We start from the raw sequence: 25,840 nt of genomic DNA, 5'->3' as shown, positions 1-25,840 counted from the left end.
ATTTTTGTTAAATTGATAGTTAATTAGGCTAAACATACTACAAGTAAAGTTGAGGCGAGTTATGGTACAGTCCATTGATCGAGCGATAGGTATTATTAAGTTACTGAATTCTACAAATGAAAAAGAGTATTGGGCTATTTCTGATATAGCTGATAGAACACATCTCCCGGTTAGTACAGTACATAGGTTACTGAACTCTTTGATGGAGCATGGGTTAGTTACGCAAATTTCAGAAACAAAACAGTACAAGATTGGGCCAATGTGGATGGAAATAGGATTACGTCAATTGGAGAAGGTAGACTACAGATCCGTTGCAAGAGAAGTGATGAAGCGTTTGGCCTCTGAAGTTGAAGAAAGTGTTTATTTGAACATTCCAAATGGAACACATTCTATTATCATTGAAAGAATTGATAGCCCTTTAAAAATTCGAGTTATCGATAACTTAGGGGAACAGATTCCACTTTCAATTGGCGCCGCAAATAAAACGATGCTTGCCAATATGAACACGAATGAAATGGAACACATTGTAGAACATTTACTTTCTTCTTTACCAGAACAAAAGCAAATTCTTTTCGATCAAATAAAGCAAATAAGAAATGAAGGATATGCTGTGAGTTATGGTGAAAAAACAGAAGGGACAGCTTCAGTAGCTGCACCTATTATCGGATTTAATCATAAAGTAGTAGGAGCATTAAGTGTTGGGTTAATTAGTCATCGCATTAATGATGATCGACTATCTTTTCTTATTAGTAAGGTAAAACAAGCAGCTCATGAAATATCAATAAAAATCGGCAGTACATCAGAATTATAATTTTGATAACTGTCGTCATTTTTTATTCATATATTGGAATTGATTTTCATAATGCGGAAAAATAGGGGGATTTATATGTCAAAGTGGCAATCAAAAGAACAATTAGTGCAATTATTAAGCAATCTTGTTGAAATTCCTAGTATTACAGGTTCAGAAGCTGAAGTTATATTACCAGACTTTGTTGTAGAACAATTATCTGACTTACAGTATTTCAAACAAAATCCGCATCATTTGCAAAAAAATCCGACCGGGGATGGAAGATATTTTGTTACAGCGCTAGTAAAGAAAAGCGATAGTACGAAAAATACCGTAATTCTTGTTAGCCACTTTGATGTTGTAGATGTACAAGATTACGGAGTGTGGAAAGAAGATGCATTTAACCCTAAAAAGTTAACATCTATGTTTTATTCTCATAAAGATGAGCTACCAGATCACGTACGTGAAGATATAGAACAAGGAGATTGGCTATTTGGTAGAGGAACGATGGACATGAAATGTGGTCTAGCTTTACAAATGGCGATGGTTGAGCAAGCTTGTGAAGGAAGATTTGATGGGAATGTTCTTTTATTAGCTGTTCCAGATGAAGAAGTGAACTCTGTAGGGATGAGAGCTGCAGTTCCGAGATTATTAGATTTAGCAAAAGAACATGACTTAGATTATAAAACGGTCCTAAATTCAGAGCCTATGTTTTCAAGGCATCCTGGTGACCAAAATAAGTATATTTATACTGGTTCTATTGGTAAAGTGTTACCTGGTTTCCTTTGCTATGGAAAAGAGACACATGTAGGCGAACCTTTTGCAGGATTAAATGGGAGTTATATGGCTGCATTATTAACAGCAGAATTAGAGTTGAATACGGACCTTTGTGATATTGTAGATGGTGAAGCGAGTCCACCACCAACTAACTTGCTTCAAAGAGACTTAAAGGAGGATTATTCTGTACAAATTCCTCATCGTGCTGTCACATTATTTAACTTGTTTTTACTAGAAAAAACGATGACAGATGTAGTTTCATTATTACGTCAAAAAGTAACGAAAGTAGCAGAGAAAATCGAAGAATCGTATGAGGAGCGAGCGTATCATTTTTCTAAGCATAATCCGTTCATACCGCCTAATCTCAAAGTAAATGTATTAACGTATGAAGAGCTTATCACTTATGCAATTGAACAACATGGAAGAGAAAAAATAGATGAAATTCAATCTAATATTATAAAAAATAGAGAAGATAAAGATGATCGTGCGGTAACCATTGATTTAGTAGACAAATTATCTATCTTATGTAAAGAAAAGGCTCCGATGATTGTACTTTTCTTTGCTCCGCCATACTATCCAGCTGTGAGTTCACGCAACAATCCTTTAATTAAAGAGGTAGTTGTAGAAATGGAAAAGTATGCCCACTATAATCATAGCATTACATTTGAAAATCAAAATTATTTTGGAGGAATTTCAGACTTGAGCTATGTGGGCTTACAAAACCCATTGGACTCAATGAGTTCTCTTGTAGACAATATGCCATTATGGGATAAAGGTTATTCAATTCCACTTCAGGAATTAGAAGAGTTTGACGTTCCAGTATTAAATATGGGGCCGGTAGGAAAAGATGCACATCAATGGACGGAGCGTCTGGACGTAAATTACGCATTTGAAACGTTATTAGATATGTTACCTATATGTATTGGAAAATTACTTGTTTCTAATAAAGTTACACAGTCATAGTGTTTGCATAAGAGAGAGAAAAGGACCGTAGTGATACGGTCTTTTTTGCTTAATGAATAGTGTGTAACCTTAGATTTATGAAAATGTGACGGTACCTCATTTATTAATGTTACTTGATAAGTAGAGAAATGGGGGGGAATTGTGATGTAAGAATTTTCTTGTCCTCTTTTTTATATTAATTATTGAACATAAAAAGCTTTAGGACTTTGCAGAGCTTTTTCTACCTCTTCTTGTGTGAGAATAGGATTAGGAATTTCTGGTACTATCGGAAGCGTTAGATCATTTTCTTCGTTACTATGACCTGTAGGATCATTTGGACAACAAGGTGCTGTGCTTTCTATATTGTTTCCTACTATTCTAGCAAATAATACATGTCCGATTTCATGAGCAAGTAACAAATGATCTGCTTCATCAGTGACAACAATATTAGCTTGAAAATCAGTTATTTCACCATTCTGAACAATCGGTACATACGAAATGCATCCAGAGCTTTCTCCATCTGCTAATCTATTTCCACAGGCAAAAAATAATCCAATCCATTCGTTAATTCCTTGAGTATCTGGATTAAAACAGTCAATTTTATCTGCGGAATACTCTTCATTGGTATAGGCAAATCAATAGTCTTGAGCTCCTACAAACATTTGAGCAAGTCTATCATTACTACTATTAGCATTTTGGGCAACAAATATATTTAAGCCTACATAATATGCCATTTACTTATCTCCTTAAAATAGATTCACAATAAACTATTTAGGGAGAGTAGATATGGCTTGTACACTTTTCGTAACGGTATTTGCTGAGTTTTTGTATAATATAATCATGTGAAGTTAACATAACTTATTGTATCAATAATATATATTTGCGTAGAATATCCATTTTAAGGTTTTAAAGTACCCCCTAAATGAAAATTTTATTTCTCTAAAGTTAGTTACTTAGTGAAGTCTGCTCATTTTTTCGTATTAGGGAAGAAGGTACTTTTTAACTTGATGGGTATGGGGTAGTAGCCCTTTTAGCAAAACCGGAGTGGGAATGATGAGTATAAATAGTTTTGTGGGATTGATAAAGGACGAATTATTAAAAGAGGTAAGCATAAGAAGTGAGGATGAATTCGAGCCTGTAGTAGTTAAAGATATTCCCAGACTTTGGAAGTGTTTAGGGACAGGTAATTATGCCGCAGTATTTATGCACAAAGAATACAAAGATTGGGTAGTGAAAGTTTACGCGCGAGAAGGAGAAGGAATTGAAAAAGAGTCAGAAGTATACCGAAGAATCGGAAATCATCCTTCTTATTCGAAGCTTATATATGAAGGGGGAAATTTCATAGTATTGAAACGTTTAAAAGAAATTACCTTATACGATGCTATTCATAAGGGGATTAAAATTCCGAAGCAGGTAATCCTTGATATCAATGAAGCTATAGAGTATGCAAGGGAGCAAGGATTAACTCCTTGTGATGTTCACGGGAAAAATGTGATGATGGAAAACGGAAGGGGATATGTAGTCGATGTATCTGATTTCTTAAAAACAAAAGAAGATAGTAAGTGGAGAGACCTAGAAAAGGCATATTTTACATTTTACTTGCCTTTCATTTATAAATTGCCTTTCCCTGTTAAAATACCGTATTTCATGTTAAACATTGTTAGACGTTCATATAGAAAATATAAGAAGCTTAAAAAGAAATTCAAATTGTAAAAGGACCACATACTTATCTTTAGGTTAAATAAGTGAACCACTAGTGAACAAAAGGACCGCACATTTTAGATATGTCTAATATGTGCGGTCCTAATTTTATAACTTCATAAAGTAATTTATTTATAAAATGATTGTAATATTTGTATATAATACTGACATTATTACTATGAGAAGTAAATCTTCTTGTTTTAATAGAATATACCATTTCAGTACATTTCATTTTAAACATATTGATGTACTATAGTTCTAAACAAATCACAATAACGGATTAGAAGGGGAATAAACTATGTACACAGACTCAATTGATTATTAAAATTTTAATCTAATTTACCTTTGCATAGATGCAGGTATCAGTTAGTTGTTTACTGTCAGCTGAAAGATCTTCATTACGTAATATCCCTTCCAGCTCAAAACCTAGTTTTTCAGGGATCGTACGACTTTTAGTGTTATTAGATTCACATCGTATTTCAATCCTTCTAAATTTGAGTAACTGAAATCCAAGGTTTGTTAACTCACTTACTGCTTCTGTCATATATCCCTTGCCACTAAATTGCGTGTTAATCCAGTATCCAATTTCACATTTAGAAATCTTCCAATTAATTCCGTGAAGGCTAGCAGTTCCAATAAAATCATTAGTATCCTTATGATAGATAAGATAGCGAAAGCTTTCTCTTTTCAAAAAATCTATATGGGCATTTCTCAGGATAATTTCCGTTTCTTCAACAGTAGGAATTGACTGGAATAAAAGCAACCATTGTTTTAACTCATTAATTGAATCCTTAATAGCTTGGTATACTACATTCCCGTCACCAGCTTGAAGTGGTGCTCGAAGAATTAGTCTGTCTGTTTCTATCTGTAACGGAACATCTAATAAAATAGGATTCATATAATTTCTCCTCTCAAAAACTTTAAATTATGACATAATAAAAAAACTTTCACCCCAAAGAAATAATTCTTGAGGACGAGAGTGTACCACCTCAGTTTGTTGATATGTCACCATATCAACCTCTTCGGTTACGTTACTATAATAAATAAATTAAAAAATACCCTAGCTCACTAACAGGAGATCCTGTCACAGCATCACTATAAGTTATTATAGAACCGTGCGAAGCTCCTAGTCTTTCTTCATTAAGAACTTGATATGTAGCAATACAGTAAAGCTTATCTCCCATAAAGGGACCTCCCAAAAATTAGTAAACAATAAATATATATTCAATTAATCACTTAGAAATCCCTTTTCACATATTGAAAACTAAACTGCCAGTTGGTACAAAAAAATGGCTACCGGAGCAGCCTTAGGTTGTTCAACTAATGCATGCGTTAGTTGAATAAGGAATTATTATTTTTCATTTATTAGATTCCGATTTTTACCTTTTGCATAATGGGGTAGTACCCCTACTAGAAAAATTGTCTCCGCGTGAACGTGAAGAACTTGAAAAAGAAGCAATGGAAGAACCACCGGATTTCTTTGAATATATTCAGTCTATCGAAAAAGATAATAAATGATACATAATGCCTCCAACAGAATATTTATCAAATTGATAACACATGTATTCCCTTCATTTTTTACAGAAATTGTAATGATATAAGTATATGCATATAGAAGGAGAGGCATAGGTTCTATGAAAAATGTTAAGTTTTATGGGTTAATTCTAGCATTCATCTTGCTACTGGCAGCTTGTAGTAGTAATTCCTTTGAAGTTGAAGGATGATAAGAAGATTAGAAGTAAGTTAGAACAAACCGAAAATTTAAAGAAAGCGCAAGATGCTTTTGATAAACATGAAATCGGGAAAGCTATGAATAATGTTCAAAAGGCAAAAAGTGATGAAAATAAAGAATTAACAAAGCAAGCCAATGCATTGCAAGGTGAGATTCAACAAGAATTTTTAGCTACATTTAATAAGTTGAGCATGAATGAAATTACTGGCGATGTAAAAGAAGCAAGTATCTCTAAACTAGAGGGAAGTAAAAAATAAAGAAAAGAGGTTGTCCAAAAGTAACTATTCAGCGACTTTTGGGACAACCTCTTCTTTTTGTTGTGTACTTTCAAGAAAATTTAGAATAAAATAAAAATAGTCATCTACCTATTATTCACTAATGAAAAGAAAAGGGGGTAGCGAAATGCACTTGAAGTATGGGAAGCACATTAATATATTATCTATTATTCTAGCTTTGTTCTCTTTTTTCGCAATTGTAAGTTTCTCTACCTGGTTGAGTGAATATTCAATTCCCAACATTTCTAAAATGCTTAAGGTAACAATGTTGAGTGCATTTATTCTTGGAATTATAGGGTTTAGACAAGAGAAAAGCGCACTAGCGATTATAATTATGGGAATATGTGCCTTTGCTCTAGTCGTTCTATATATTTATGCGGTTATAAGTTTTCTTGAGCATTGAATACCATGAAAAAGAAACGAACATTTTTGTTCGTTTCTTTTTTGGGTGTTATTTTCATGATCTTTTACAATGATATATGGAACTCCTTGTACGTTAAAGGAATTATACTCTTTGGGGTATGGGGTAGTACCACATCGCTATCAAGCTAACAAAACAAAGCACCCCCTAAAATGAAAAACCACGCTAATGTTTCTGTAGAATCATAGGAAAGGATAGTGTTTTATGGAGACGTTAATGAACTCCCTTCAACCAGGACAAACATGTGAAATAGCTGATGCTTATGTAGGAATGATTGATAAAGTGCCAGCTCGCCCAAAGAATTGGAGTAATATTGCTGGCCATGTCCCTAATTACATTTTCAAACTCTGTAAAAAAGTTTTCTATCTACTTTTTAGCTTCATCACTCATTTCAATGATATGAGTCCAATATTTTTTTGTAATCGGATCATATTCTACCCTAACTGTGACATTCTTTTGAGCATCTGTGTTTACATATCCTTCAATCGTTAGGGCATGAATTGCATTTGATGATCTATTTTCTTTTTTATAGGAACTCGTATGCTTGTCAAAGACTTGTTCAACAATTGTTAAATCAAAGTTATACTCATTTTTCATATACTGAATCGCTTTCGATTCAGAAATATTACGGATATTCATTGCTTCCTCTGGTGTAAGAGCCAACTGCTTTTCTAATTCTACAGCATGTTGGTTATCTGTAGATAGATTTAGAACACCTGTATTTTCTTCTGAATTATAATCTACCAGCCACTTTTTATCTTTGTAGTACGCTTCGACAGAGGATTTGCATGAAAATCCGCTCTTTCCTTCATTTTGTGCATCACAGCTAACTAATTCAAAATGAATATTTATTTTGGAATATTCCGGACTTCCTGTACCTTCATTCGCTTGCACCCTACTTGCCTTTGTCACATATGTAATCTTTATTGGACCATTAGTTTTTTCAACCTCATGTTTTACTTTTTCTTCAATACGTTGTTCCTGAACCTGTTTCGCGAAAATGTAGTTCTCCTCATACAAATGATACATTGCTAAAGGAACAAATAAAGCAAGCCCTAAAACGAAACAAGAAAGTGCATAATAAGCCAACATTCGCTCTGTAGTATATATACGGAAACAGGAAAGTACAACACGAATATATACTAAAGGCAAAGCGATATAAAAAATAGGTACTGAAAAGTAAAATGTAAAGGCTGTAATTAGAAAAATCCCCCCGAGTAACTCGATATATCGCGGAATACCTATACTGTATGCTGCTAAAATCAAAAACCAAATGTAACTTGTTGATACAAGAAAAGCAATTCTATAATATTTCTTACTTTTTAAGTTTTTCTCTTCCATTTACCCACCATCTTTGCAAAATTGAAACTGTGCTATCCGTTACAACTTAAAACAAACTCTTTCTTACATTCAGTTTCTCAAATGAATGTAAGAAATACAAGAACAAACTCCATTCATTAGCTTGGTTTCATAACTCATGTGAAAATGATATGATTGCATTGTCAATATTATCTAATTACTAAAATATATTACAAGGAAATCACAAAGAGGAGGAGAAACCATGGGTTTTTTCAGTAGATTTTTTAAAAAGGTGGAACAAGTAAACAATAAAGAGGCCACTATCCATGAATTAGATGAAGAATTGTATGTTGAATCCCCACTAGAAGAAGCCAATAGCTATTGGGTCTCAATGGCACAAAATTTACTTATTAATACTGTAAAAGCCGCTGGAAATAATGTGGAGCGTGCTTTTTTATTGCTTAATATGAAAAAGGGAGAGGCTTCATTTGATATTTTTTATCAAATAAACGGACAATTGTATTTTTGGGATCAAATAGAAAATCAGGAAATGAAAAATAGAATTAAAAATGAGTTATTACCACAAGCTTCGGAAGTTTCAGATGCTGTAAACCAACACTTTATCGAAGCAGATCATCCTACAATTTCGTTTGCAGAATTACAATTTGAATGGGAAACAAAAGCTTGGTTTTCACACATTATCTGGGAAGATGACCCAGCCTCTCAATTACCAAAGGCTCAAATATTAAACGAATGGTATAGCCTAATTAACAAGGAAACACACGGTAAACCACTTGATAGCGATATAAAATTTTCTTGGTATCCATCAAACTCTTAATAATCTAACAGTATCTAAAATAGGGGACATTGTTCCGATTAGTTTAAATATAGTTAGTTAATAACCTTAAAAAAATAGAGACTACTTATAATAGAAAAATTCAATTTAAAGGAGGTATTAAATGAAATGGCTATTAAAAACCTTAAAACCAATGAAAATTCCGAATTAGAAGGAGAAGCCTATTTCGAATTATTTGATCAAAATATTCTGGTATACATAGACCAAGATGCAGATATCGAATACGCAGAGCTATGTATAACATACTTAAATTCTTTAAGTGAAGAACTGATAAATAAACTTTGTAAAGCATCTATTAGATACTGTAATGAATTTCTTGATGATATAGGTGAAGATATTATAGAATTTTCTAAACTGACAGATGTTCTACCTCATATTACACCAAATACTATATGTATTCCGAATCCTAAAAATAAATCTGAACCTGTCATTGATTTAGAATTAAATTGCACATGGGAAGAGGAACATGGTATGGAATGGATCATTCGCAGTGGGAAAGTTATGTATGTTGGAGCATTTGATGGAATAAATCCATATGGGGATTGTGATATCGGAAAAGATTGGAATTATGCTTAATGTATGATTTCATAGAAATGTAATCAAAAAATATACTAATTTTGGTTCTGGTGCAAAAAATCTCTTAAACTTGGACATACTGATATTACTACTCTACAAAAGGTGTGTGATCAGTATGGAAAAGGAGAATTTGTTCAAATGGAAGCATTATCAGCCTGAACTAATCTTATTAACAGTAAGGTGGTACCTACGGTACAATTTGAGCTTTCGTAACCTGGTGGAAATGATGGAGGAAAGAGGATTATCAATTGCTCACACAAAGATTATGCGCTGGGTTCATCAATATGGACCTCAATTAGAAGAGAAAGTACGACATCATCTTAAGTCAACAAATGACTCTTGGAGAGTCGATGAAACATATATCAAAGTAAAAGGGCAATGGATGTATTTATATCGTGCAGTCGATTCAGAAGGGGATACAATTGATTTTTATCTAAGTCAATCAAGAGATAAACAAGCAGCCAAGCACTTTTTCAAGAAAACCTTGGCTTTTTCGTACGTTTCTAAACCTCGCGTGATAACAGTAGATAAGAATCCTGCCTATCCTGTAGCGATTCAAGAGTTGAAAGAAGAGAAACATATGCCTGAAGGTATACAACTAAGGCAAGTTAGATATCTCAATAATATAGTGGAACAGGATCATCGTTTTATTAAGAAACGCGTGCGTTCTATGTTGGGATTCAAGTCATTTAAAACAGCAACCTCTATATTGAGTGGTGTTGAAGCCATGCATATGATGAAAAAAGGACAACTTCACTCACAGGTGAAGTCTGCCCAAAATGAAGTTAGGTTCATACATAAATTGTTTGGAATTGCATCATAATCTGCCATTGAACAGTCTATGTAGGTTTCTATGTCTCTATCAAATGATTTTTGCACCAGAACCAAAAGGTTTAATACGTTGCCCGTTAAATAAATGCAACGGAAAAGCTGGCTTGTTTTTCTTTGATCTTCAAGAATCGGGCCATTTAACTGAAAAAGAATTAAACAAAGGAGACAGGATGAATACAAAATTAATTTTGATCGAAGGTTTACCCGGATCAGGAAAAACAACTATTGCAAAACTTGTACACGAGCTTTTGAAAAAACAAGGGTTGGATGCCCAACTCTTTTTAGAAGGCAATTTAGATCACCCTGCTGATTATGATAGTGTCGCTTTTTTTGATAAAAACGAATATAGAAGACTTCTAGAAGAATACCCTGAGTACCAAAAAATGCTAAAAAATAACGTGGTGATGAAAGGAAACGGATATTTTATTCCGTATGTTAAAATCAAGGAAAAATATGGGGAACAAATACCTCATCAGCTATTCAATGAAATTTGCACTCGTGATATTTATGAACTTTCATTTGAAAAAAATACAGAACTCATAACGGAAAGTTGGAAGGACTTTGGTGAAAAGGCACTTCATGAAGATTCACCTTATGTATTTGAATGTTGTTTTATGCAAAACCCATTGACTATCGGATTGGTCAAATATAATAGATCGATGGAAGAGGTTTCAGGCTACGTTTTAGGGTTAGCCGAGAATATAAAAAGTTTAAATCCATTATTAATATATGTGGATCAAAACAACCTTGAAACATCCTTTAAAAAAGCTTTAGATGAACGGCCAAAAGCATGGTCGGAGGGGTTTATCGAATATTATACTGAACAAGGTTACGGGGAAAGCCACAAATTATATGGAGTAGATGGAACTATTAAGGTGTTAGAGGCTATGAAGTTGCTCGAAAAAGAAATCTACGACAATCTTGATATGAAGAAAATTTGGCTTGATAATTCCCAATTCAATCTAGGCAAGACCAAGGAAATATTAAAAGATGAACTAGAAGATATTTTTAAATAATGTTTAACAAACGGGCGCAATCCTTGAAAAAGGATAAGCGCTTATTTTATAATCTGATCCCCGTTACTAAAATAGAAAAGACAGGGAGAATTTTTTATTGATAATATATCGCAATTTACGATATAATCGTATTATACGATTAATTTAGGAGCGTGGTTTAATGATTCAAAATATAAATAATTACTTTTCCGATATTTACTTCAATTTACATCCTAAGCAAGAGGAAGCCATTTCGCATCAAAGTGTTCGTATTTTACAAACGGTTCAGAAAAAGCAATATGTTATGATTCGTGACATTGCTGAGCAATTATCAATTTCACACAATACAGCTTCGGAACATGTAAAAAAATTAGTGGGTAATGGATGGTTGTATAAAGAAAGGTCGGAAGAAGACCAACGTAAGGTGTATCTACATTTAACAGAAATAGGTTCCGCAATATTAAAGAAGAATACAGAGTTAGATGAAAATAAACTGCAAGCTGCACTTACCAGGTTATCGGCTAATGAAAGGGAAATGGTAGTTGAAGCATTTCGTATTTTAAGTGAGGTATCAAAATAAATGTATTTGCTAATAAAAATTATAAGTTCAGCTGCCATTATTGGCATCGTAACAGAATTGGCTAGGCGATTCCCTGTATATGGAGGCATTGTAGCTGCTCTTCCTTTAATCAGCATCCTAAGTATTATTTGGCTAACAATTCAAGGAGAATCTACTCAAAACATCAACAAATTTACACTTGGCGTTTTAGTAGGATTTCCTGCAACAGCGATAATGCTGTTTGTGATCTATATCGCATTAAAGCAATCTGTTCATTTAGTTCTAGCGATTTCACTAGGAATAGTTGCTTGGGGATTATTTTTAATAGGCCAAAAGTTTATGATGGGAGCATTTATTTCGTAAAAAGGTGATTATACTGGGGGGGCGCTACTATTCCGTAATCGGGCGCGTTTGCCGAACAAAGGCAATCGCACTAATTTTATCAAAGGCTTTATTCATACGGAGGATATTTTTAAAAGTTCCTCCCAAGTTCTTTTGCTTTTTTTCGATATCGTGCCATAAAAACAAATTGTTTTCCCGTAATTTCTTTAAAACAACAAATGTTTTAATAACTTCATATTACAACAATTGTTGTTTTAACTCGAGTAGAACTTAAGGTGAAGAGTGCGATTGTTGAACAACATAAACTAAACTGGCTTTCTACTTTGTGTTCATATAACCAAAGTAGGAGGCCTTATTTATTCTATAGTTTCTTCATTTTAGTCTTGATTTGTTTTTACCCAATTTAGGTTTCATCCAGATGCCAAGAGAGTTGCGCAGATTTGTTTTTCTTTTTCCAAATCTGATAAATAAGATTACCATATTCATGAACCCATCGCATGATAGTTGTAGGGTGTACGGAAATCCCACGTTCTTTCAAAATCTCAGATACATCCCGATAGTTTAAAGAAAAACGACAGTAGTAGCCAGCGGCTACCAAAATAAAATCTTTCTTGAACTGTTTCCCATTAAAATATTGCATGTATGATTCTCCTTGTTCCTTTTTCTAGAGTGTACCCTAGTTAGAAAACTTTGCAATAGAACCCATACGATACTAGCTGTAATCATTAATGTATTCAACTTTGTACCAATTTTACTGTTTTTTAGAGCTGACATTAAACCGAATTTTATTAAATCTTCATATTAAGTTATAAATATTATAACGAAAAATAACAAATAACGACATGTTTTTTAAAAATGTTGTTATTTGTTGCTTATTTATCTTTTATTTGTTGTTTATTCGTCTATTATTTGTTGTTTATTTGTTGTTTTTTGTCATGGAGAAATATGTAATTATGCATATCTAAATAAAGGGGATCGATATGCAGAGTGTGATTAAATTATATTAAACAAAATTCAAATTATATTAACTATTTTTTATATAGTTAAAATAACTCCTTTTTAACTAAGTATATCAAGTTGTAACTGCTATAATTACTTAAATTATATTAAAAAATCATTTTATAAATATAACATTTTCATTTACATTAACACTCGACATTCGAATTATTGAATATAATCGACAAAATTCTACTATTTACGTATTAAAAAATTGATGTTTTAATAAAGGTGCAATTGGTATGACCACTCGAGGGGGAGAAGATTGCAATAATAAATGTGCACTAAAGTTGCAAGTAACATTATGTCGAAGTTAATTATCTTAATATTCGTTCATTTACAAAAGGGTCTAGAATCTCAAAAGTATCACATTTGAAAAAAAGTGTTTTAAGTTTCTACATAGCAAAAATGATTTTATTCCGTAATAAAAGTATAAGCAATGTACAGTATAATTTCATCTTTTGTAATCTTGTAGGGCCTTGCCGACAAAACTAGGAGGGATATTATGAAATTATTATCAAAAAGGTCATGGCAGGGTTAGCTTTAGGAACAATGAGTTTATCTATCTGGGCTCCTGTAAGTCAAGCAGCAACTCCAGAGAAAAATCAATATTATACTATTCATTTGACAGCTAATTCAAATATAGGTGATGAACTTTTATTGTTTACTTGTGAAAAACATAGTAATTAAATGAGGGGGAAGTAAGGTCCTTACATTCTATAAAAAGTAAATAATAACGAGGGTTTAACACTCTCTATCCGAAAGAATTCTCCTTCCTCAAGTATGTGCAAGAAAAGAGCCTAGCGTTAGGTCGTTCAAGATGTATGTATAAGATTATAAACAGACAATAGTGAAGAGGTGTACGGAATGAAAAATAAAATAATTAAAGGTTTTTTAATAACATCAATAGTAACTGGGGCGACTATTCCTATCAATACTCTCGCAATGCCAATCGTTCAGGCAGAAACGCAACAAGAGAATACGGATATTTCCTCATCCTTACGAAAATTAGGTGCACAATCTAAATTAATCCAAACATATATTGATCAAGCTTTAATGAGTCCTAATGTACAGCTTGAGGAAGTCCCAGCTTTAAATACAAATCAATTCCTAATCAAGCAAGATATGAAGGAATGGTCATCAGAACTTTATCCGCATTTAATTCTATTAAATTCAAAAAATAAAGGGTTTGTAACTAAATTTAATAGCTATTATCCAACATTAAAAGCGTTTATAGACAATAAAGAAGATAAAGAAGGTTTTGTGGATAGACTTGAAGTTCTTCAAGAAATGGCTATGACGAACAAAGACATTGTACAACGTCAGATTAATGAATTAACAGATCTTAAATTACAGCTTGATAAAAAACTTAAAGATCTCGATACTGATGTGACAAAAGCACAGGATGTACTAAGTTCAGATGGAACAGGGAAAATAGACCAGCTAAAAAATGAATTAATAAATACAAAAAAAGCAATTCAGAATGATTTACAACAAATAGCATTAGTACCAGGAGCTTTAAATGAACAAGGATTTGTTATATTCAAAGAAGTCTATAGTCTTTCAAAAGAAATCATTGAACCGGTTGCTCAAGCAGGGTTGGCAGCGTATAACAAAGGAAAAGAAATTAATAGCACTATTTTAGAAGCAGAGACAAAAGCAGAGCAAGAAGCGAAAGAAAAGGGTAAAACTGCTTTAGAGATTGAATCGGCAAAAAAAGCAGCTCGTGAAGCAATTGAGAAAAGCAAACAAGGTGAAATAGCTGCAGCTGCAGCCGCAAAAACGCAAGAGTATGACTTGATGAAAGCTATTGACACTGAAAAAATTAAGAAAACATTTGGTGCCTTCGCTGAAATGAATAAACTAACAGCAGAGCAGCGAGCACATTTAGATGATTTAGAGAAACAAAACCAAAAGTTATATGATTTAACAACGAAACTATCAATAGCAGATTTACAAAAATCAATGCTTCTTCTTATGCAAAATGATTTGCATACGTTTGCAAATCAAGTAGATGTAGAACTTGATCTAATGAAACGCTATAAAGAAGATTTGAATCTAATAAAAAATAGTATTACAACTTTATCTACTAATGTTGATAATACTAACCAGGAGTCTCAAAAAGATACATTAAGAAGATTAAAAAACATGACAAGTTATCTTGAAGAACAGGTTTATAAATTTTAATATTAGGAATTTATAAAAACATGAAGGTTATAAGAATCTATCGAAAAATAGGGAGGAAAATAGATATGAAGAAATTTCCATTTAAAGTGTTAACTTTAGCCACACTGGCAACGGTTATAACTTCTACTACCGGTAACACTATTCATGCATTTGCACAAGAACAGACCGCTCAAGAACAGAAAATAGGGAATTATGCATTAGGGCCTGAAGGACTGAAGAAAGCATTGGCTGAAACAGGATCTCATATTCTTGTAATGGATTTGTACGCAAAAACAATGATTAAGCAACCGAATGTAAATTTATCCAATATTGATTTAGGTTCAGAAGGGGGAGAATTAATCAAAAATATTCACCTTAATCAGGAACTGTCTCGAATCAATGCGAATTATTGGCTAGATACAGCAAAACCGCAGATTCAAAAAACAGCACGTAATATTGTAAATTACGATGAACAATTTCAAAATTATTACGACACATTAGTAGATACTGTACAAAAGAAAGATAAGGCAGGCCTAAAAGAGGGCATAAATGATTTAATCACTACAATTAATACAAATTCAAAAGAAATTACAGATGTAATTAAGATGTTACAAGACTTCAAAGGGAAACTATATCAAAATTCTACAGATTTTAAAAATAATGTTGGTGGCCCAGATGGTAAAGGTGGATTAACGGCAATATTAGCAGGTCAGCAGGCAACAATTCCACAACTTCAAGCTGAAATTGAGCAACTCCGTTCTACTCAGAAAAAACATTTTGATGATGTATTAGCATGGTCAATTGGTGGTGGATTGGGAGCAGCTATTTTAGTTATTGCAGCTATTGGAGGAGCGGTAGTAATTGTCGTAACTGGCGGTACAGCAACACCGGCTGTTATTGGTGGCCTGTCGGCTCTTGGTGCAGCTGGTATCGGTTTAGGAACAGCAGCTGGTGTCACGGCGTCTAATCATATGAACTCCTATAACGAAATCTCTAAAAAAATCGGAGAATTAGGTACGAAAGCTGATCTTGCTAGCCAAGCAGTTATTTCGCTTACTAACGCGAAAGACACATTGGCATATCTGTATCAGACAGTGGATCAAGCGATACTGTCTCTAACAAATATTCAAAAGCAATGGAATACAATGGGGGCTAACTATACAGATTTACTTGATAATATCGACTCTATGCAAGAACATAAATTCTCTTTAATACCTGATGATTTAAAAGCTGCTAAACAAAGCTGGAATGATATTCATAAAGATGCAGAATTCATTTCGAAAGACATCGCTTTTAAACAAGAATAGAACTGAAAATTAAGACCTATATAGGAGGAATATGAAATGATGAAGAAAATCCCTTATAAACTACTCGCTGTATCGACGTTTTTAACTTTGACAACAACTTCTGTTGTTTCACCAGTAGCAACTTTTGCAAGTGGAATTGAACAAACTAACAATGGAGATACGTCTCTTTCAGCAAATGAAACGAAGATGAAAGAAACTTTGCAAAAGGCTGGGTTATTTGCAAAATCTATGAATGCCTATTCTTATATGTTAATTAAAAATCCAGATGTGAACTTTGAAGGAATTACTATTAATGGATATGTAGATTTACCTGATAGAATTGTACAAGATCAAAAGAATGCAAGAGCACATGCTCTTACATGGGATACACAAGTAAAAAAACAGCTTTTAGATACATTGACAGGCATTGTTGAATACGACACAACATTTGACAATTATTATGAAACAATGGTAGATGCGATTAATGCAGGGGATGGAGAAACTTTAAAAGAAGGAATTACAGATTTACGAGGTGAAATTCAACAAAACCAAAAGTCTGCACAACAGTTAATACAAGAATTAACTAAATTAAGAGACGCTATTGGACAAGATGTTAGAGCATTTGGAAGTAATAAAGATCTCTTGCAATCGATTTTAAAAAACCAAGGAGCTGATGTTGAGGCCGATCAAAAACGTCTAGATGAAATTTTAGGATCAGTAAATTATTATAAACAATTAGAATCTGATGGATTTAATGTAATGAAGGGTGCCCTTTTTGGCCTACCGTTAATTGGTGGTCTAATAGTACTCGGAGCACAAGGTAATTTATCCAAGTTAGAGCCTACATTAGCAGAATTACGTCAGACCGTAGATTATAAAGTAACATTAAATCGTGTAGTTGGAGTTGCGTATATTAATATTAGTGAGATGCATAAGGCACTTGATGATGCTATTAACGCTCTTACTTATATGTCCACTCAGTGGCATGATTTAGATTCTCAATATTCGGGGGTGCTGGGACATATTGAGAATGCAGCCCAAAAAGCGGATCAAAATAAATTTAAATTCTTAAAACCTAACTTGAATGCAGCGAAAGACAGTTGGAAAACATTACGAACAGATGCAGTCACATTAAAAGAAGGGATAAAAGAATTAAAAGTGGAACCTGTTACTCCACAAAAATAGGGAAATATTAATTCTGTTGCAAAGTCACCTAAAACATATAGAATCTATGATTACGTTGTTAAATAGTAATACGAAAATTAATAAATCCTTATACACCAGAAAGGCGGAGTCTCATTAATGACTTCGCCTTTCACTTATATAAGTTTCATCCAAAATAAAAAGATAACCTTGCAATTTTACTTGTTTTTTAAAACTTTGCAACAGAAGCGATTAATTGGGGACAGATTAGCTTGGTAATATCGACTCTATGAAACAATATAGATTCTCTTTAATACTTGATGATTTAAAGGCTGCTAAAGAAAGTTAGAATGATACTCATTAAAGATGTAGAACTCATTTCGAAAGAAATTGCTTTTAAAGAAGAATAGAACTTGAAATCAAACCCTATATAGGAGGAATATGAAATGCTGAAAAAAATCCCTTATAAAATACTCGCTGTATCGACATTTTTAACTATGACAACAACTTATGCAGTTACACCAGTAGTAGCTTTTGCAAGTGAAATTGAACAAACTAACAATGGAGATATGTCTCTTTCAGCAAATGAAGAACAGATGAAAAAAACTGTGCAAGATGCTGGGTTATTTGTAAAATCTATGAATGAATATTCTTATTTGTTAATTAATAATCCGGATGTGAGTTTTGAAGGAATTACTATTAATGGATATGCAGATTTACCTAGTAAAATTGTACAAGATCAAAAGAATGCAAGAGCACATGCAGTTTCATGGAATACGAAAGTAAAAAAACAGCTTTTAGATACATTGACAGGTATTATTGAATACGATACAAAATTTGAAAATCATTATGAAACATTAGTAGAGGCGATCAATACTGGGAATGGAGATACTTTAAAAAAAGGGATTACGGATTTACGGGAGGAAATTCAACAAAATCAAAAGTCTGCAAAAGTATTAATAGAAGAATTAACTAAATTTAAAAATGCTATTGGAGAAGATGTTAGAGTATTTGGGAGCCATAAAGAGACCTTGCAGTCTATTTTAAAAAACCAAGGAGCTGCGGTAGAGGATGATCAAAAGCGTCTAGAGGACCTTTTAGGGCAAGTAAACTATCAGAAAGACATAGAATCTAAAGGATTAGACATGGTAAAGATCCCCTTTCTTCCCACATTGATTGCTGGTGGGATAATGATAGGTGATGCAAGAGGTAAGTTAGGTTGGCTAGAGCCGGAATTAGCAAAATTACGTCAGAATGTAGATTATAAGATAACATTAAATCGTGTAGTAGGAGTTGCGTTTCATAATATTAGTGATATGCATAGTGCGATTGATAATGCTATTACTGCTCTTACTTATATGTCCACGCAATGGGATGATTTAGACTCTCAATATTCGGGCGTACTGGGACATATTGATAAAGCTAATCAAAAAGCCGATCAAAATAGATATAAATTCTTAGCCCCTAACTTGAATGCAGCTAAAGACAGTTGGAAAACATTACGAACAGATGTTGTCACATTACAAGAAGGGATAAAAATTGCAGAGAAAAAAGAACAGGATTTTATGAATCAGCTTCGTCCATCAAACGTTTTCTATTTTTATAAAAAAATTCATAACGCATACACATTTGAAATAAAGACTGGAACAAATGCACCAAATGCGTCTTATAAAGTTATGAATTTAACTAAAAACACTGTTCATAATATGTGGAGTGGAGGACCAAATACAAACATGTGGGCTGACTGGCTTTCATTCAATCCAAAAGATGAATTTGCAGTGGTAGCAGTAGTGGATGGAAAAGAATATGTTGTATATAAAGACAAAGTAGAAAATATAATGAACTGAACCCGAAAAGTTAGACAGAAAAATTACGCAACAATTGGAGATGGTACACTAAGTTAAGTGAAAAAGATGATTCAGAGGGTACCAAATGGAGTATAAAATAAAGGTAACCATTGGGAATTACGTTCAATTTTCATATCGTAAAAATTCTAATTTGCAATTAATGGGATATGTAGTGAGTGTTCTACAGAATACAATTGTTGTAGATATTTCAGAGATAATGGGAATAGAAGTAGATGATGTTAGGCAAGTAGTAAAACATGGTTGCTATAATAAAGTGGTTCATAAGCAAATAAAAAATACTGTTTCATAAAAAATGCTCCTAGATAAATCTAAGAGTATTTTTTATGATGAAGTTACTGGATTTTTTGAGACGATCAATAGCAGCAGTTAGATAGTAATATATTCATTTAGAAAAAGCATCCAAATAGGATGCTTTTTCTAAACGAGGTCTCGCTTCATCACCATCAGGTTAAGAAATTTATTGTTATCTCAAACGAATCTAAATTCTTATAAGTAACTAACTGTAGCGAGATAAAATTCGTTTTGGGGGGTCTTCAAAAGCTTAGCTTGATAGCGATGTGGTACTACCCCACATCCATCAACTTAACGTATATTTTTATACAAAATGCGGTCTTTCCACGTAGTTTTTTATTATCTTTTATAGATGTTATAAAAGTAGGCACATCAAATAAACCCTGACGGGTTTCAAATTTTTCGTTATGCTACCTGATGGGCAGAAGTGGTATACTCATACACAACACCTAAAATATCAAAGACTGTTTTTTTCTCATATCTGTGAGATTTTCGTCCGTTTCGCTGTAGGAGGTTAAACAGACGAAGGAGAATCTTTGATAATTCTTGGGTGTTTTTATGTAGTGCTTGATGAAAAAGTAAGAAATAATCTTTAATTATGTACATCGCTTTATATTCACTTAGTTCTTTCTGTTTCTTACGTAACAGGAGTTCTCTCATTTTAAACATAGTAGAAGAACATAATAGGATACTAATGAGTTGTCCATAAAGGTGGCATTCTAATCGCTCTTGTTTAATAGATTTACAACGATGAATTCGAAACCAAGATTTCCATATTTTAAATAACAGCTCAATTTGCCAACGCAGTGAATATAAATCATAGATTTTCTCTTTCGGTACCCATTCCGTAGGAATGTTTGTCATATATACTGTAATTCCTTGTAAAAGTTTCGTACGCTCTGTATATGTAATCCCTTTTTTCTTTTCACGAATAGCTCGATCATGTAGACGTTTCTGTTTTTGCTCCTCTGTACATCTATAAACCACAATGCGAGTGGGTAGTTTGTCTTTGCTCCCTACATATACATCATGTAATTCATACACTTGGCCAGGTTGTAATTGGTTCATGATGTCTTCCAAATGAATTTGTATATATACCGGTCTCAATTGAGCAGGTTTTGTTTTAAATACCACTGTTTCGAATTCTTTTCTATATATTTTAGTTGGTAATTTAAGACGCGATAAATAATACCCTTCCTTATCTTGGATCGATTTAAAGTCTTGTAAACGAAAATACCCTAAGTCACGAATATATAGTTCATTCTTTTGTGTCATGTCCATTCGAGTCGCCCCATATGCCTGATCACTTCGTTTTCCTGGTTCAATTTTCACATCAGAAAACTCTCCACTCAACAAGTCATACTCTAATTGAATTTTCACACCAGCTGTATGACTACAGCCTCCGGCACCAGGATAAGTAGCTGCGAATCGATCTGGAACTTGAAAGGTTGTAGAATCAAGGATGCGAATCCGCTCAAAGTAAGCAGAAAGAGAATGAGAAATTGTAGATGATCCTCCAATTTTAGCTTGTAGAAGTGTAGTAAATACATTTCGAAAGAAGGCTACAGAAGCCGAGTTAAATCGTCGATTCAGTCCCTCAGGACTTAATAAAATTCCTGTTGAAGTTTCTAATTGACTACAAAGTTGAGTAAGAGAGGTTGTAGCGATTTGTTGATTTAACCATACACACAAAGATAAAAAATGGTGCCCATGGCACTTACGTTTTCGTTTCATTCCACCTGCTTCTATAGCTAATTGATTAAGTCTAGCGGGAGACATATATCGATATAACTCTTCGGCAAATAAAGACAGCTCTTGTTTTTGATGCATATTCATAAAAAGCACGTCACCCTTTCTCATTAACATAAGAGAATAGTAACGTGCTTTTATGTTTAAGAATAGTCTAAATCCTTAAGTTGATGGATGTGTGGTACTACCCCTAGAGAAAGAATTTTTTATTAAATAATAAAGTTGTTGTTTAAATAACAATAAAATCCTTCGAAAATTAATATAGTTTTTTAAAAATAGAGATGATATGATGGATAATCATACCATTTTTTCACTTCGTGTATGATTTTATAGAAGGATACCTCTATATTAAGATGACATAAATAAGGGGATATATTAGTAACAGGGGGAGAATAATGAAAAAGTTATTACAAGAAATTATAAATTGGATTAGTATGACCGATGAACAGATTGTTATTGGCATTTCAGGACACGGTGCTGCCGGAAAAACAACGTTCGCCAATAAGCTCATAAACCAATTAAATCAAAATAAAGTGAATTATATTAATACAGATCCATACATTGTTAGTTCAAATGTACGAAAGTATACAAATATCCACTATACATATCAGAATGAAAATCATTATGATAAAATGACAGCTTGTCATCCATCAGCCCATCATTTGTCTGCGTTAGAAAGAGATGTTCAAATGGTAAGAGCTGGTTTAGATTTTTATACAATGGATACACATTATATAAAAAGTGAGTTAATTTCTTCGAAAAATAAGGTGACGATTGTAGAAGGAATGAGTGTCGCATTTATTAATCCAAATTTATTTGATTTGAAAATTTACTTCTATACAGATGGAGAAACAGAATTAATGAGAAGGTCTAGCCGTGATATTATTGAAAGAGGAGCCGATATTAATTATTTAAGGAAGTCTCATGAAGAACGTCGGATTCAGTATGAAGTGTTTATGCATCCGTATAGTCAAAGTTTTAATATTATTATCAAAAATTCCAATGAAACAATATGTTTAGAAAAAAATACATTTGAGTTTTATAAAGTTTAAATGCAAATACTTTATTTATGAACATATCTTCCGATAACGATAATTATGTTAATCAGCTGTCCACATGGACAGCTGATTTTTATTTTTCCGCATATCATAGATTATTTTGAAAAACGCTGACGGTATCCCAGGGAGCATAAAAAGCAACAAAATACTAAACTTTAGAAGTTGAATAAAGGATTATTAAAAAAGTATATGGAGCCAGATACTTTATAATTGTGATACATATTTAAAGGTTGTTAGAACACTCAAAATTTATCGGAAGAATCGCTATTTTTTTATAGTCTATTTACGTAATTTATGTTATGGTTTCATATGTTAATTACTTACAATTTTTCAGGAGGGGTGTAGGGGTTTGAAGGTAAAGAATCTAATATTATTAGCAGTTTCACTTATGTTTGTAGCAGGGGGAGCAGCAGGGTGTACTACAAAAGAAAAACAAGTAGACAGTAAAATTTCTATTGAGCAAAATAAGAAAGAAGACTATGAAGAAAACTTAGCCTATCTGATGAAAGATGTTTCTGAACAGTCAAAGGTCATAAGTGACATATTAACAGGCCAAAAGTCAGTAGAAGAGAAGAAGAAAGAATTTGATTTAGCTTCTAAGGACTTACTTGAAACATCTGAAAAGGTTAAAAAATTAAAGCATGACGAAAAGTATAAAGATGTGCAGTTTACAATGGATACTGCTATGGGTTTACTAGATATGTCACTTAAATCAATTGGAGACGGTCTAGAATTAAAAGATAAAAAATTAATAGAAATAGGTAATGATGCAGTAGTCAAAGCTTCTAAGAAGATAGATGAAGCAAACGAGATGATGAAAGACATTAAATAGATGGAAACAAATATAAAAGTTGGAAGAATAGAAAAAGCATTCTAAAGCAAAGGGGAATATGTCAATGAAACGTAAGATTTTATCTTTTGTAGTAGTTCCAATGTTAATGTTAACTGGGGTGGGATGTGAGACTAAGGTTAAGAAAGATGAAGCAATGGAAGCTTCTGTTAAACAGAATAAAAAAGAAGACTTCAGTAAGAACCTAGCATATTTAATGAAAGATTTCTCGGAACAATCTAAGGAAATAGACGGTATTGTAAAAAGTAGCAAGTCAATGAAGAAAAAGTCAGAAGAGTTAAAAGAAGTATCTAAACCTTATTTAGAGTTAGTGGACAAAATAAGTAAGTTAGAGTATGAAGAAGAAGATTATCCAGTACAACATAATGTAGGTTTAGCGATGATTCATGTAAAAGATGGGGTGGAAATCATACAAGGCGGTTTAGATAAGGGTAAAGAATATGAAGTTGATGGTGGGGTTGAAAGATTAGAGACTGCTTCTAAGTTAATAGATAAAGCAAACAAAGAGTTAAAAAAATCTAAGTAACCTAACTATAGGGGAGTCTCTTATATCTACAGGTTATCCAATAGTTAATGCAATAGAAATTTAGTTAAAGAGGAATAGTAAGGGAAACCGCAGTTAAGGGGAGCTCAATCTAAATAGTTATAGAAAATGTAACTTCTCTAATTATTGCTGAGATAGTGATTCTAAGAGAATTATCCCTGCCCTTATATATAATCTATCATTAGAGGGCTACTATATATTTATAGAGAAGCCGGAAAGTAGTGCTATTCTTTAGTAATTAGGTCGTTCTACGCGTTTTATGTATTAATATAATGTTTTGTTCCCAGTTATGAAAATTTTTGATGCTGGGTAAATAGAAAAGGTGAATCCCTTGTGAGAAGGAATTCACCTTTTCTCGTTTTAAAATTCAATAAATGTTTTTAGCTATCGCATATACACGATTTCATTAACATTAGGGTTTAATCTATATACTTACTTTAAGAATATAAAGGATAAGATGCTTAGGATAATCATTGAGGATAAATTAAAAACTCCATGAGCTAACCAAGCTGATAGGAATCCTAATCTTAAAAAAAGTAAAGCATTAATTATACCTGGAATGAAATATGCATAGAAATTTGATATGTCAGGTCCATGTAATAATGCAAACCCTAAATTAGTTATTAATATCCAACTCCATATATATAAGGGATTTTTATGTGTAAATAATTGATTGTAAATTTTTTCAACCCATGAAAACTTTACTTTAAGAGGTTCTGGTGCAAAAATAAAATAAAAGAGAATAAAGCGCATATATTCCTAACGTAATCGTATCTTATGCTGCAAGTCCAAACAATTGATGGATGAATTCTTTCTGATTTTGGACAGACTGGTCCCGTAAATCAAGCTGTTCTTTTTTAATCATATGCATGGCTTCTACTCCTGAAAGAATGGATGTAGCTGTGTCGAAACATTTGAACCCTTGCATAGAACGGATTCGCTTCTTTATAAAGCGATGATCTTGTTCTACTATGTTATTCAAATACTTTTGTTGTCTAAGTTGCATACCATCAGGTATGCTTTTTTCTTTTTTCAACTGTTCAATTGCTATAGGATAAGCCGGGTTCTTATCGACTGTTATAACACGTGGCTTTGAAACATGAAAAGACCGCAAAGCTTTCTTGAAAAAGCGCTTTGCAGCCTTCTGGCCTCTTGTTTTGTTTAGGAAAAAATCAATTGTGTTTCCTTTCGAATCAACAGCACGATACAAATACATCCATTGACCTTTTACTTTGATATATGTTTCATCGACTCTCCAAGAGTCATTTGTTTGTTTGAGGTGACGACGGATTCGTTTGTCCAATTCAGGACCATACTGATGAACCCAACGCATAATCGTTGTATGAGAAATGGATAAACCCCGTTCTTCTAGCATTTCCACCAAATCACGAAAACTAAGGTTGTACCGTAGGTACCATCTTACCGTTAACAAAATAATATCAGGCTGATAATGCTTCCATTTGAATACATTTTCCTTTTCCATACCAATCACGCACCCTTTCTAAAGTAATAGTAACAGTATGTCCAAGATTTATAGATTCATTGCAATTATCATTAAGTTTTTGCACCAGAACCAATATTAATACCTTTCTTCGGTACATGCTTGCTTTTCCTCAAAGAAATAACCTGTTTGTAAAGGTATACCTTTACAAACAGGTTAGACGTATCTATGAAACATTGAATCATCAAGTTTATAAAGGTGATTCGAACTATTTTATAAACGTTTATTTTCAGTGAATACCTTTATAAACGAATGTGGTATAATTGCGGTAACAATTGGAAGGAGAATACAAAAC

The 25,840-nt window shown here is 33.0% G+C and carries 25 protein-coding genes and 1 pseudogene; 19 read left to right on the top strand and 7 right to left on the bottom strand.

Features of this window, described 5'->3' with window-relative positions; all coding sequences use genetic code 11:
- The first annotated feature begins 61 nt into the window (after positions 1-61).
- Positions 62-811: an IclR family transcriptional regulator gene (locus EXW56_RS15810; protein WP_002120836.1), complete on the top strand. Its 750-nt coding sequence runs from the start codon at positions 62-64 to the stop codon at positions 809-811.
- A 75-nt stretch (positions 812-886) separates the two neighbouring features.
- Positions 887-2,527 carry a M20/M25/M40 family metallo-hydrolase gene (locus EXW56_RS15805; protein ID WP_215557224.1) on the top strand — a complete coding sequence of 547 codons (1,641 nt, stop codon included), beginning with the start codon at positions 887-889 and terminating at the stop codon, positions 2,525-2,527.
- Positions 2,528-2,706: 179 nt separating this feature from the next.
- Here EXW56_RS15805 and EXW56_RS15800 read toward each other — a convergent pair whose 3' ends face one another.
- Positions 2,707-2,925 carry a hypothetical protein gene (locus EXW56_RS15800; RefSeq protein ID WP_215596756.1) on the bottom strand — a complete coding sequence of 73 codons (219 nt, stop codon included), beginning with the start codon at positions 2,923-2,925 and terminating at the stop codon, positions 2,707-2,709.
- A 634-nt stretch (positions 2,926-3,559) separates the two neighbouring features.
- On the opposite strand from EXW56_RS15800, the gene EXW56_RS15795 reads away from it, so the two are divergent.
- Positions 3,560-4,219 carry a protein kinase family protein gene (locus tag EXW56_RS15795; RefSeq protein WP_033713999.1) on the top strand — a complete coding sequence of 220 codons (660 nt, stop codon included), beginning with the start codon at positions 3,560-3,562 and terminating at the stop codon, positions 4,217-4,219.
- Between the two features lie 322 nt (positions 4,220-4,541).
- Here EXW56_RS15795 and EXW56_RS15790 read toward each other — a convergent pair whose 3' ends face one another.
- Both EXW56_RS15790 and EXW56_RS15785 read right to left on the bottom strand, forming a co-directional pair.
- Complete coding sequence (locus tag EXW56_RS15790) at positions 4,542-5,105, bottom strand: GNAT family N-acetyltransferase (RefSeq protein ID WP_002199879.1); 564 nt, start codon at positions 5,103-5,105, stop codon at positions 4,542-4,544.
- A gap of 136 nt (positions 5,106-5,241) precedes the next feature.
- Complete coding sequence (locus EXW56_RS15785) at positions 5,242-5,391, bottom strand: hypothetical protein (RefSeq protein ID WP_215596755.1); 150 nt, start codon at positions 5,389-5,391, stop codon at positions 5,242-5,244.
- A 523-nt stretch (positions 5,392-5,914) separates the two neighbouring features.
- Between EXW56_RS15785 and EXW56_RS27705 the strand changes: the two genes are divergently transcribed.
- A complete protein-coding gene (locus tag EXW56_RS27705; RefSeq protein WP_252197272.1) occupies positions 5,915-6,196 on the top strand; it encodes a hypothetical protein in 282 nt (93 codons plus the stop codon).
- A gap of 145 nt (positions 6,197-6,341) precedes the next feature.
- Positions 6,342-6,617 (top strand): hypothetical protein, encoded by a 276-nt coding sequence (locus EXW56_RS15775; protein ID WP_215557220.1) that lies wholly within the window; start codon positions 6,342-6,344, stop codon positions 6,615-6,617.
- Between the two features lie 384 nt (positions 6,618-7,001).
- On the opposite strand, the gene EXW56_RS15770 is transcribed toward EXW56_RS15775, so the two are convergent.
- Positions 7,002-7,976: a hypothetical protein gene (locus tag EXW56_RS15770; RefSeq protein WP_002199883.1), complete on the bottom strand. Its 975-nt coding sequence runs from the start codon at positions 7,974-7,976 to the stop codon at positions 7,002-7,004.
- Positions 7,977-8,196: 220 nt separating this feature from the next.
- Here EXW56_RS15770 and EXW56_RS15765 point away from each other — a divergent pair, with 220 nt between their 5' ends.
- From EXW56_RS15765 to EXW56_RS15740, 6 genes are all read left to right on the top strand, one after another.
- Complete coding sequence (locus tag EXW56_RS15765; RefSeq protein ID WP_215557219.1) at positions 8,197-8,772, top strand: hypothetical protein; 576 nt, start codon at positions 8,197-8,199, stop codon at positions 8,770-8,772.
- Between the two features lie 126 nt (positions 8,773-8,898).
- The gene (locus EXW56_RS15760) at positions 8,899-9,366 is read left to right on the top strand and encodes a DUF6985 domain-containing protein (protein ID WP_002199885.1); all 468 of its coding nucleotides are present in this window, start codon (positions 8,899-8,901) and stop codon (positions 9,364-9,366) included.
- 115 nt (positions 9,367-9,481) lie between these two features.
- Positions 9,482-10,189, top strand: a complete 708-nt coding sequence (locus EXW56_RS15755; RefSeq protein ID WP_215596754.1) for an IS6 family transposase — start codon at positions 9,482-9,484, stop codon at positions 10,187-10,189.
- Positions 10,190-10,367: 178 nt separating this feature from the next.
- Positions 10,368-11,213, top strand: a complete 846-nt coding sequence (locus EXW56_RS15750) for a P-loop NTPase family protein (protein WP_078181424.1) — start codon at positions 10,368-10,370, stop codon at positions 11,211-11,213.
- Positions 11,214-11,373: 160 nt separating this feature from the next.
- Positions 11,374-11,772 carry a MarR family winged helix-turn-helix transcriptional regulator gene (locus tag EXW56_RS15745; protein WP_002199889.1) on the top strand — a complete coding sequence of 133 codons (399 nt, stop codon included), beginning with the start codon at positions 11,374-11,376 and terminating at the stop codon, positions 11,770-11,772.
- The gene (locus tag EXW56_RS15740) at positions 11,773-12,114 is read left to right on the top strand and encodes a DUF3147 family protein (RefSeq protein ID WP_215557217.1); all 342 of its coding nucleotides are present in this window, start codon (positions 11,773-11,775) and stop codon (positions 12,112-12,114) included.
- A 385-nt stretch (positions 12,115-12,499) separates the two neighbouring features.
- Here the strand turns inward: EXW56_RS15740 and EXW56_RS15735 are convergent.
- Positions 12,500-12,733 (bottom strand): annotated as a pseudogene (locus tag EXW56_RS15735) (IS6 family transposase); the annotation flags it as partial.
- A 1,223-nt stretch (positions 12,734-13,956) separates the two neighbouring features.
- On the opposite strand from EXW56_RS15735, the gene hblC reads away from it, so the two are divergent.
- The 5 genes from hblC to EXW56_RS15705 all read left to right on the top strand — a co-directional run bounded on the left by hblC (position 13,957) and on the right by EXW56_RS15705 (position 19,841).
- Positions 13,957-15,276, top strand: a complete 1,320-nt coding sequence (hblC, locus tag EXW56_RS15730) for a hemolysin BL lytic component L2 (RefSeq protein WP_215596753.1) — start codon at positions 13,957-13,959, stop codon at positions 15,274-15,276.
- A gap of 65 nt (positions 15,277-15,341) precedes the next feature.
- A complete protein-coding gene (gene hblD / locus EXW56_RS15725) occupies positions 15,342-16,562 on the top strand; it encodes a hemolytic enterotoxin HBL lytic component L1 (protein WP_002199893.1) in 1,221 nt (406 codons plus the stop codon).
- Between the two features lie 36 nt (positions 16,563-16,598).
- Positions 16,599-17,726: a hemolysin BL binding component B gene (hblA, locus tag EXW56_RS15720; protein WP_002017155.1), complete on the top strand. Its 1,128-nt coding sequence runs from the start codon at positions 16,599-16,601 to the stop codon at positions 17,724-17,726.
- Between the two features lie 404 nt (positions 17,727-18,130).
- Positions 18,131-19,531, top strand: a complete 1,401-nt coding sequence (gene hblB, locus EXW56_RS15710) for a hemolysin BL regulatory component HblB (protein ID WP_215557214.1) — start codon at positions 18,131-18,133, stop codon at positions 19,529-19,531.
- An 85-nt stretch (positions 19,532-19,616) separates the two neighbouring features.
- Positions 19,617-19,841 carry a DUF2187 domain-containing protein gene (locus EXW56_RS15705; protein WP_002144097.1) on the top strand — a complete coding sequence of 75 codons (225 nt, stop codon included), beginning with the start codon at positions 19,617-19,619 and terminating at the stop codon, positions 19,839-19,841.
- A 407-nt stretch (positions 19,842-20,248) separates the two neighbouring features.
- Here EXW56_RS15705 and EXW56_RS15700 read toward each other — a convergent pair whose 3' ends face one another.
- Positions 20,249-21,679 (bottom strand): IS4-like element ISBce2 family transposase, encoded by a 1,431-nt coding sequence (locus tag EXW56_RS15700; RefSeq protein ID WP_215557207.1) that lies wholly within the window; start codon positions 21,677-21,679, stop codon positions 20,249-20,251.
- Positions 21,680-21,987: 308 nt separating this feature from the next.
- Between EXW56_RS15700 and EXW56_RS15695 the strand changes: the two genes are divergently transcribed.
- The 3 genes from EXW56_RS15695 to EXW56_RS15685 all read left to right on the top strand — a co-directional run bounded on the left by EXW56_RS15695 (position 21,988) and on the right by EXW56_RS15685 (position 24,026).
- Positions 21,988-22,644: a uridine kinase family protein gene (locus EXW56_RS15695; RefSeq protein ID WP_002199897.1), complete on the top strand. Its 657-nt coding sequence runs from the start codon at positions 21,988-21,990 to the stop codon at positions 22,642-22,644.
- 355 nt (positions 22,645-22,999) lie between these two features.
- A complete protein-coding gene (locus tag EXW56_RS15690; RefSeq protein ID WP_215557210.1) occupies positions 23,000-23,482 on the top strand; it encodes a tungsten formylmethanofuran dehydrogenase in 483 nt (160 codons plus the stop codon).
- Between the two features lie 58 nt (positions 23,483-23,540).
- On the top strand, positions 23,541-24,026 hold the full coding sequence (locus tag EXW56_RS15685) for a hypothetical protein (RefSeq protein WP_215557209.1): 486 nt from the start codon (positions 23,541-23,543) through the stop codon (positions 24,024-24,026).
- A 793-nt stretch (positions 24,027-24,819) separates the two neighbouring features.
- On the opposite strand, the gene EXW56_RS15675 is transcribed toward EXW56_RS15685, so the two are convergent.
- Positions 24,820-25,527: an IS6 family transposase gene (locus EXW56_RS15675; protein ID WP_215596752.1), complete on the bottom strand. Its 708-nt coding sequence runs from the start codon at positions 25,525-25,527 to the stop codon at positions 24,820-24,822.
- Positions 25,528-25,840 lie beyond the last annotated feature (313 nt).

The sequence above is a fragment of the Bacillus mycoides genome, assembly GCF_018742245.1.
Classification (GTDB): Bacteria; Bacillota; Bacilli; order Bacillales; family Bacillaceae_G; genus Bacillus_A; species Bacillus_A cereus_U.
This window is presented reverse-complemented; position numbering and strand designations above follow the sequence as displayed.

Excerpts from the sequence above, each read along its gene's own strand:
- EXW56_RS15810 (WP_002120836.1), top strand. The coding sequence starts at position 62 with ATGGTACAGTCCATTGATCGAGCGATAGGTATTATTAAGTTACTGAAT.
- EXW56_RS15805 (WP_215557224.1), top strand. The coding sequence starts at position 887 with ATGTCAAAGTGGCAATCAAAAGAACAATTAGTGCAATTATTAAGCAAT.
- EXW56_RS15795 (WP_033713999.1), top strand. The coding sequence starts at position 3,560 with ATGAGTATAAATAGTTTTGTGGGATTGATAAAGGACGAATTATTAAAA.
- EXW56_RS15790 (WP_002199879.1), bottom strand. The coding sequence starts at position 5,105 with ATGAATCCTATTTTATTAGATGTTCCGTTACAGATAGAAACAGACAGA.
- EXW56_RS15785 (WP_215596755.1), bottom strand. The coding sequence starts at position 5,391 with ATGGGAGATAAGCTTTACTGTATTGCTACATATCAAGTTCTTAATGAA.
- EXW56_RS15775 (WP_215557220.1), top strand. The coding sequence starts at position 6,342 with ATGCACTTGAAGTATGGGAAGCACATTAATATATTATCTATTATTCTA.
- EXW56_RS15770 (WP_002199883.1), bottom strand. The coding sequence starts at position 7,976 with ATGGAAGAGAAAAACTTAAAAAGTAAGAAATATTATAGAATTGCTTTT.
- EXW56_RS15765 (WP_215557219.1), top strand. The coding sequence starts at position 8,197 with ATGGGTTTTTTCAGTAGATTTTTTAAAAAGGTGGAACAAGTAAACAAT.
- EXW56_RS15760 (WP_002199885.1), top strand. The coding sequence starts at position 8,899 with ATGGCTATTAAAAACCTTAAAACCAATGAAAATTCCGAATTAGAAGGA.
- EXW56_RS15755 (WP_215596754.1), top strand. The coding sequence starts at position 9,482 with ATGGAAAAGGAGAATTTGTTCAAATGGAAGCATTATCAGCCTGAACTA.
- EXW56_RS15750 (WP_078181424.1), top strand. The coding sequence starts at position 10,368 with ATGAATACAAAATTAATTTTGATCGAAGGTTTACCCGGATCAGGAAAA.
- EXW56_RS15745 (WP_002199889.1), top strand. The coding sequence starts at position 11,374 with ATGATTCAAAATATAAATAATTACTTTTCCGATATTTACTTCAATTTA.
- EXW56_RS15740 (WP_215557217.1), top strand. The coding sequence starts at position 11,773 with ATGTATTTGCTAATAAAAATTATAAGTTCAGCTGCCATTATTGGCATC.
- hblC (WP_215596753.1), top strand. The coding sequence starts at position 13,957 with ATGAAAAATAAAATAATTAAAGGTTTTTTAATAACATCAATAGTAACT.
- hblD (WP_002199893.1), top strand. The coding sequence starts at position 15,342 with ATGAAGAAATTTCCATTTAAAGTGTTAACTTTAGCCACACTGGCAACG.
- hblA (WP_002017155.1), top strand. The coding sequence starts at position 16,599 with ATGATGAAGAAAATCCCTTATAAACTACTCGCTGTATCGACGTTTTTA.
- hblB (WP_215557214.1), top strand. The coding sequence starts at position 18,131 with ATGCTGAAAAAAATCCCTTATAAAATACTCGCTGTATCGACATTTTTA.
- EXW56_RS15705 (WP_002144097.1), top strand. The coding sequence starts at position 19,617 with ATGGAGTATAAAATAAAGGTAACCATTGGGAATTACGTTCAATTTTCA.
- EXW56_RS15700 (WP_215557207.1), bottom strand. The coding sequence starts at position 21,679 with ATGAATATGCATCAAAAACAAGAGCTGTCTTTATTTGCCGAAGAGTTA.
- EXW56_RS15695 (WP_002199897.1), top strand. The coding sequence starts at position 21,988 with ATGAAAAAGTTATTACAAGAAATTATAAATTGGATTAGTATGACCGAT.
- EXW56_RS15685 (WP_215557209.1), top strand. The coding sequence starts at position 23,541 with ATGTCAATGAAACGTAAGATTTTATCTTTTGTAGTAGTTCCAATGTTA.
- EXW56_RS15675 (WP_215596752.1), bottom strand. The coding sequence starts at position 25,527 with ATGGAAAAGGAAAATGTATTCAAATGGAAGCATTATCAGCCTGATATT.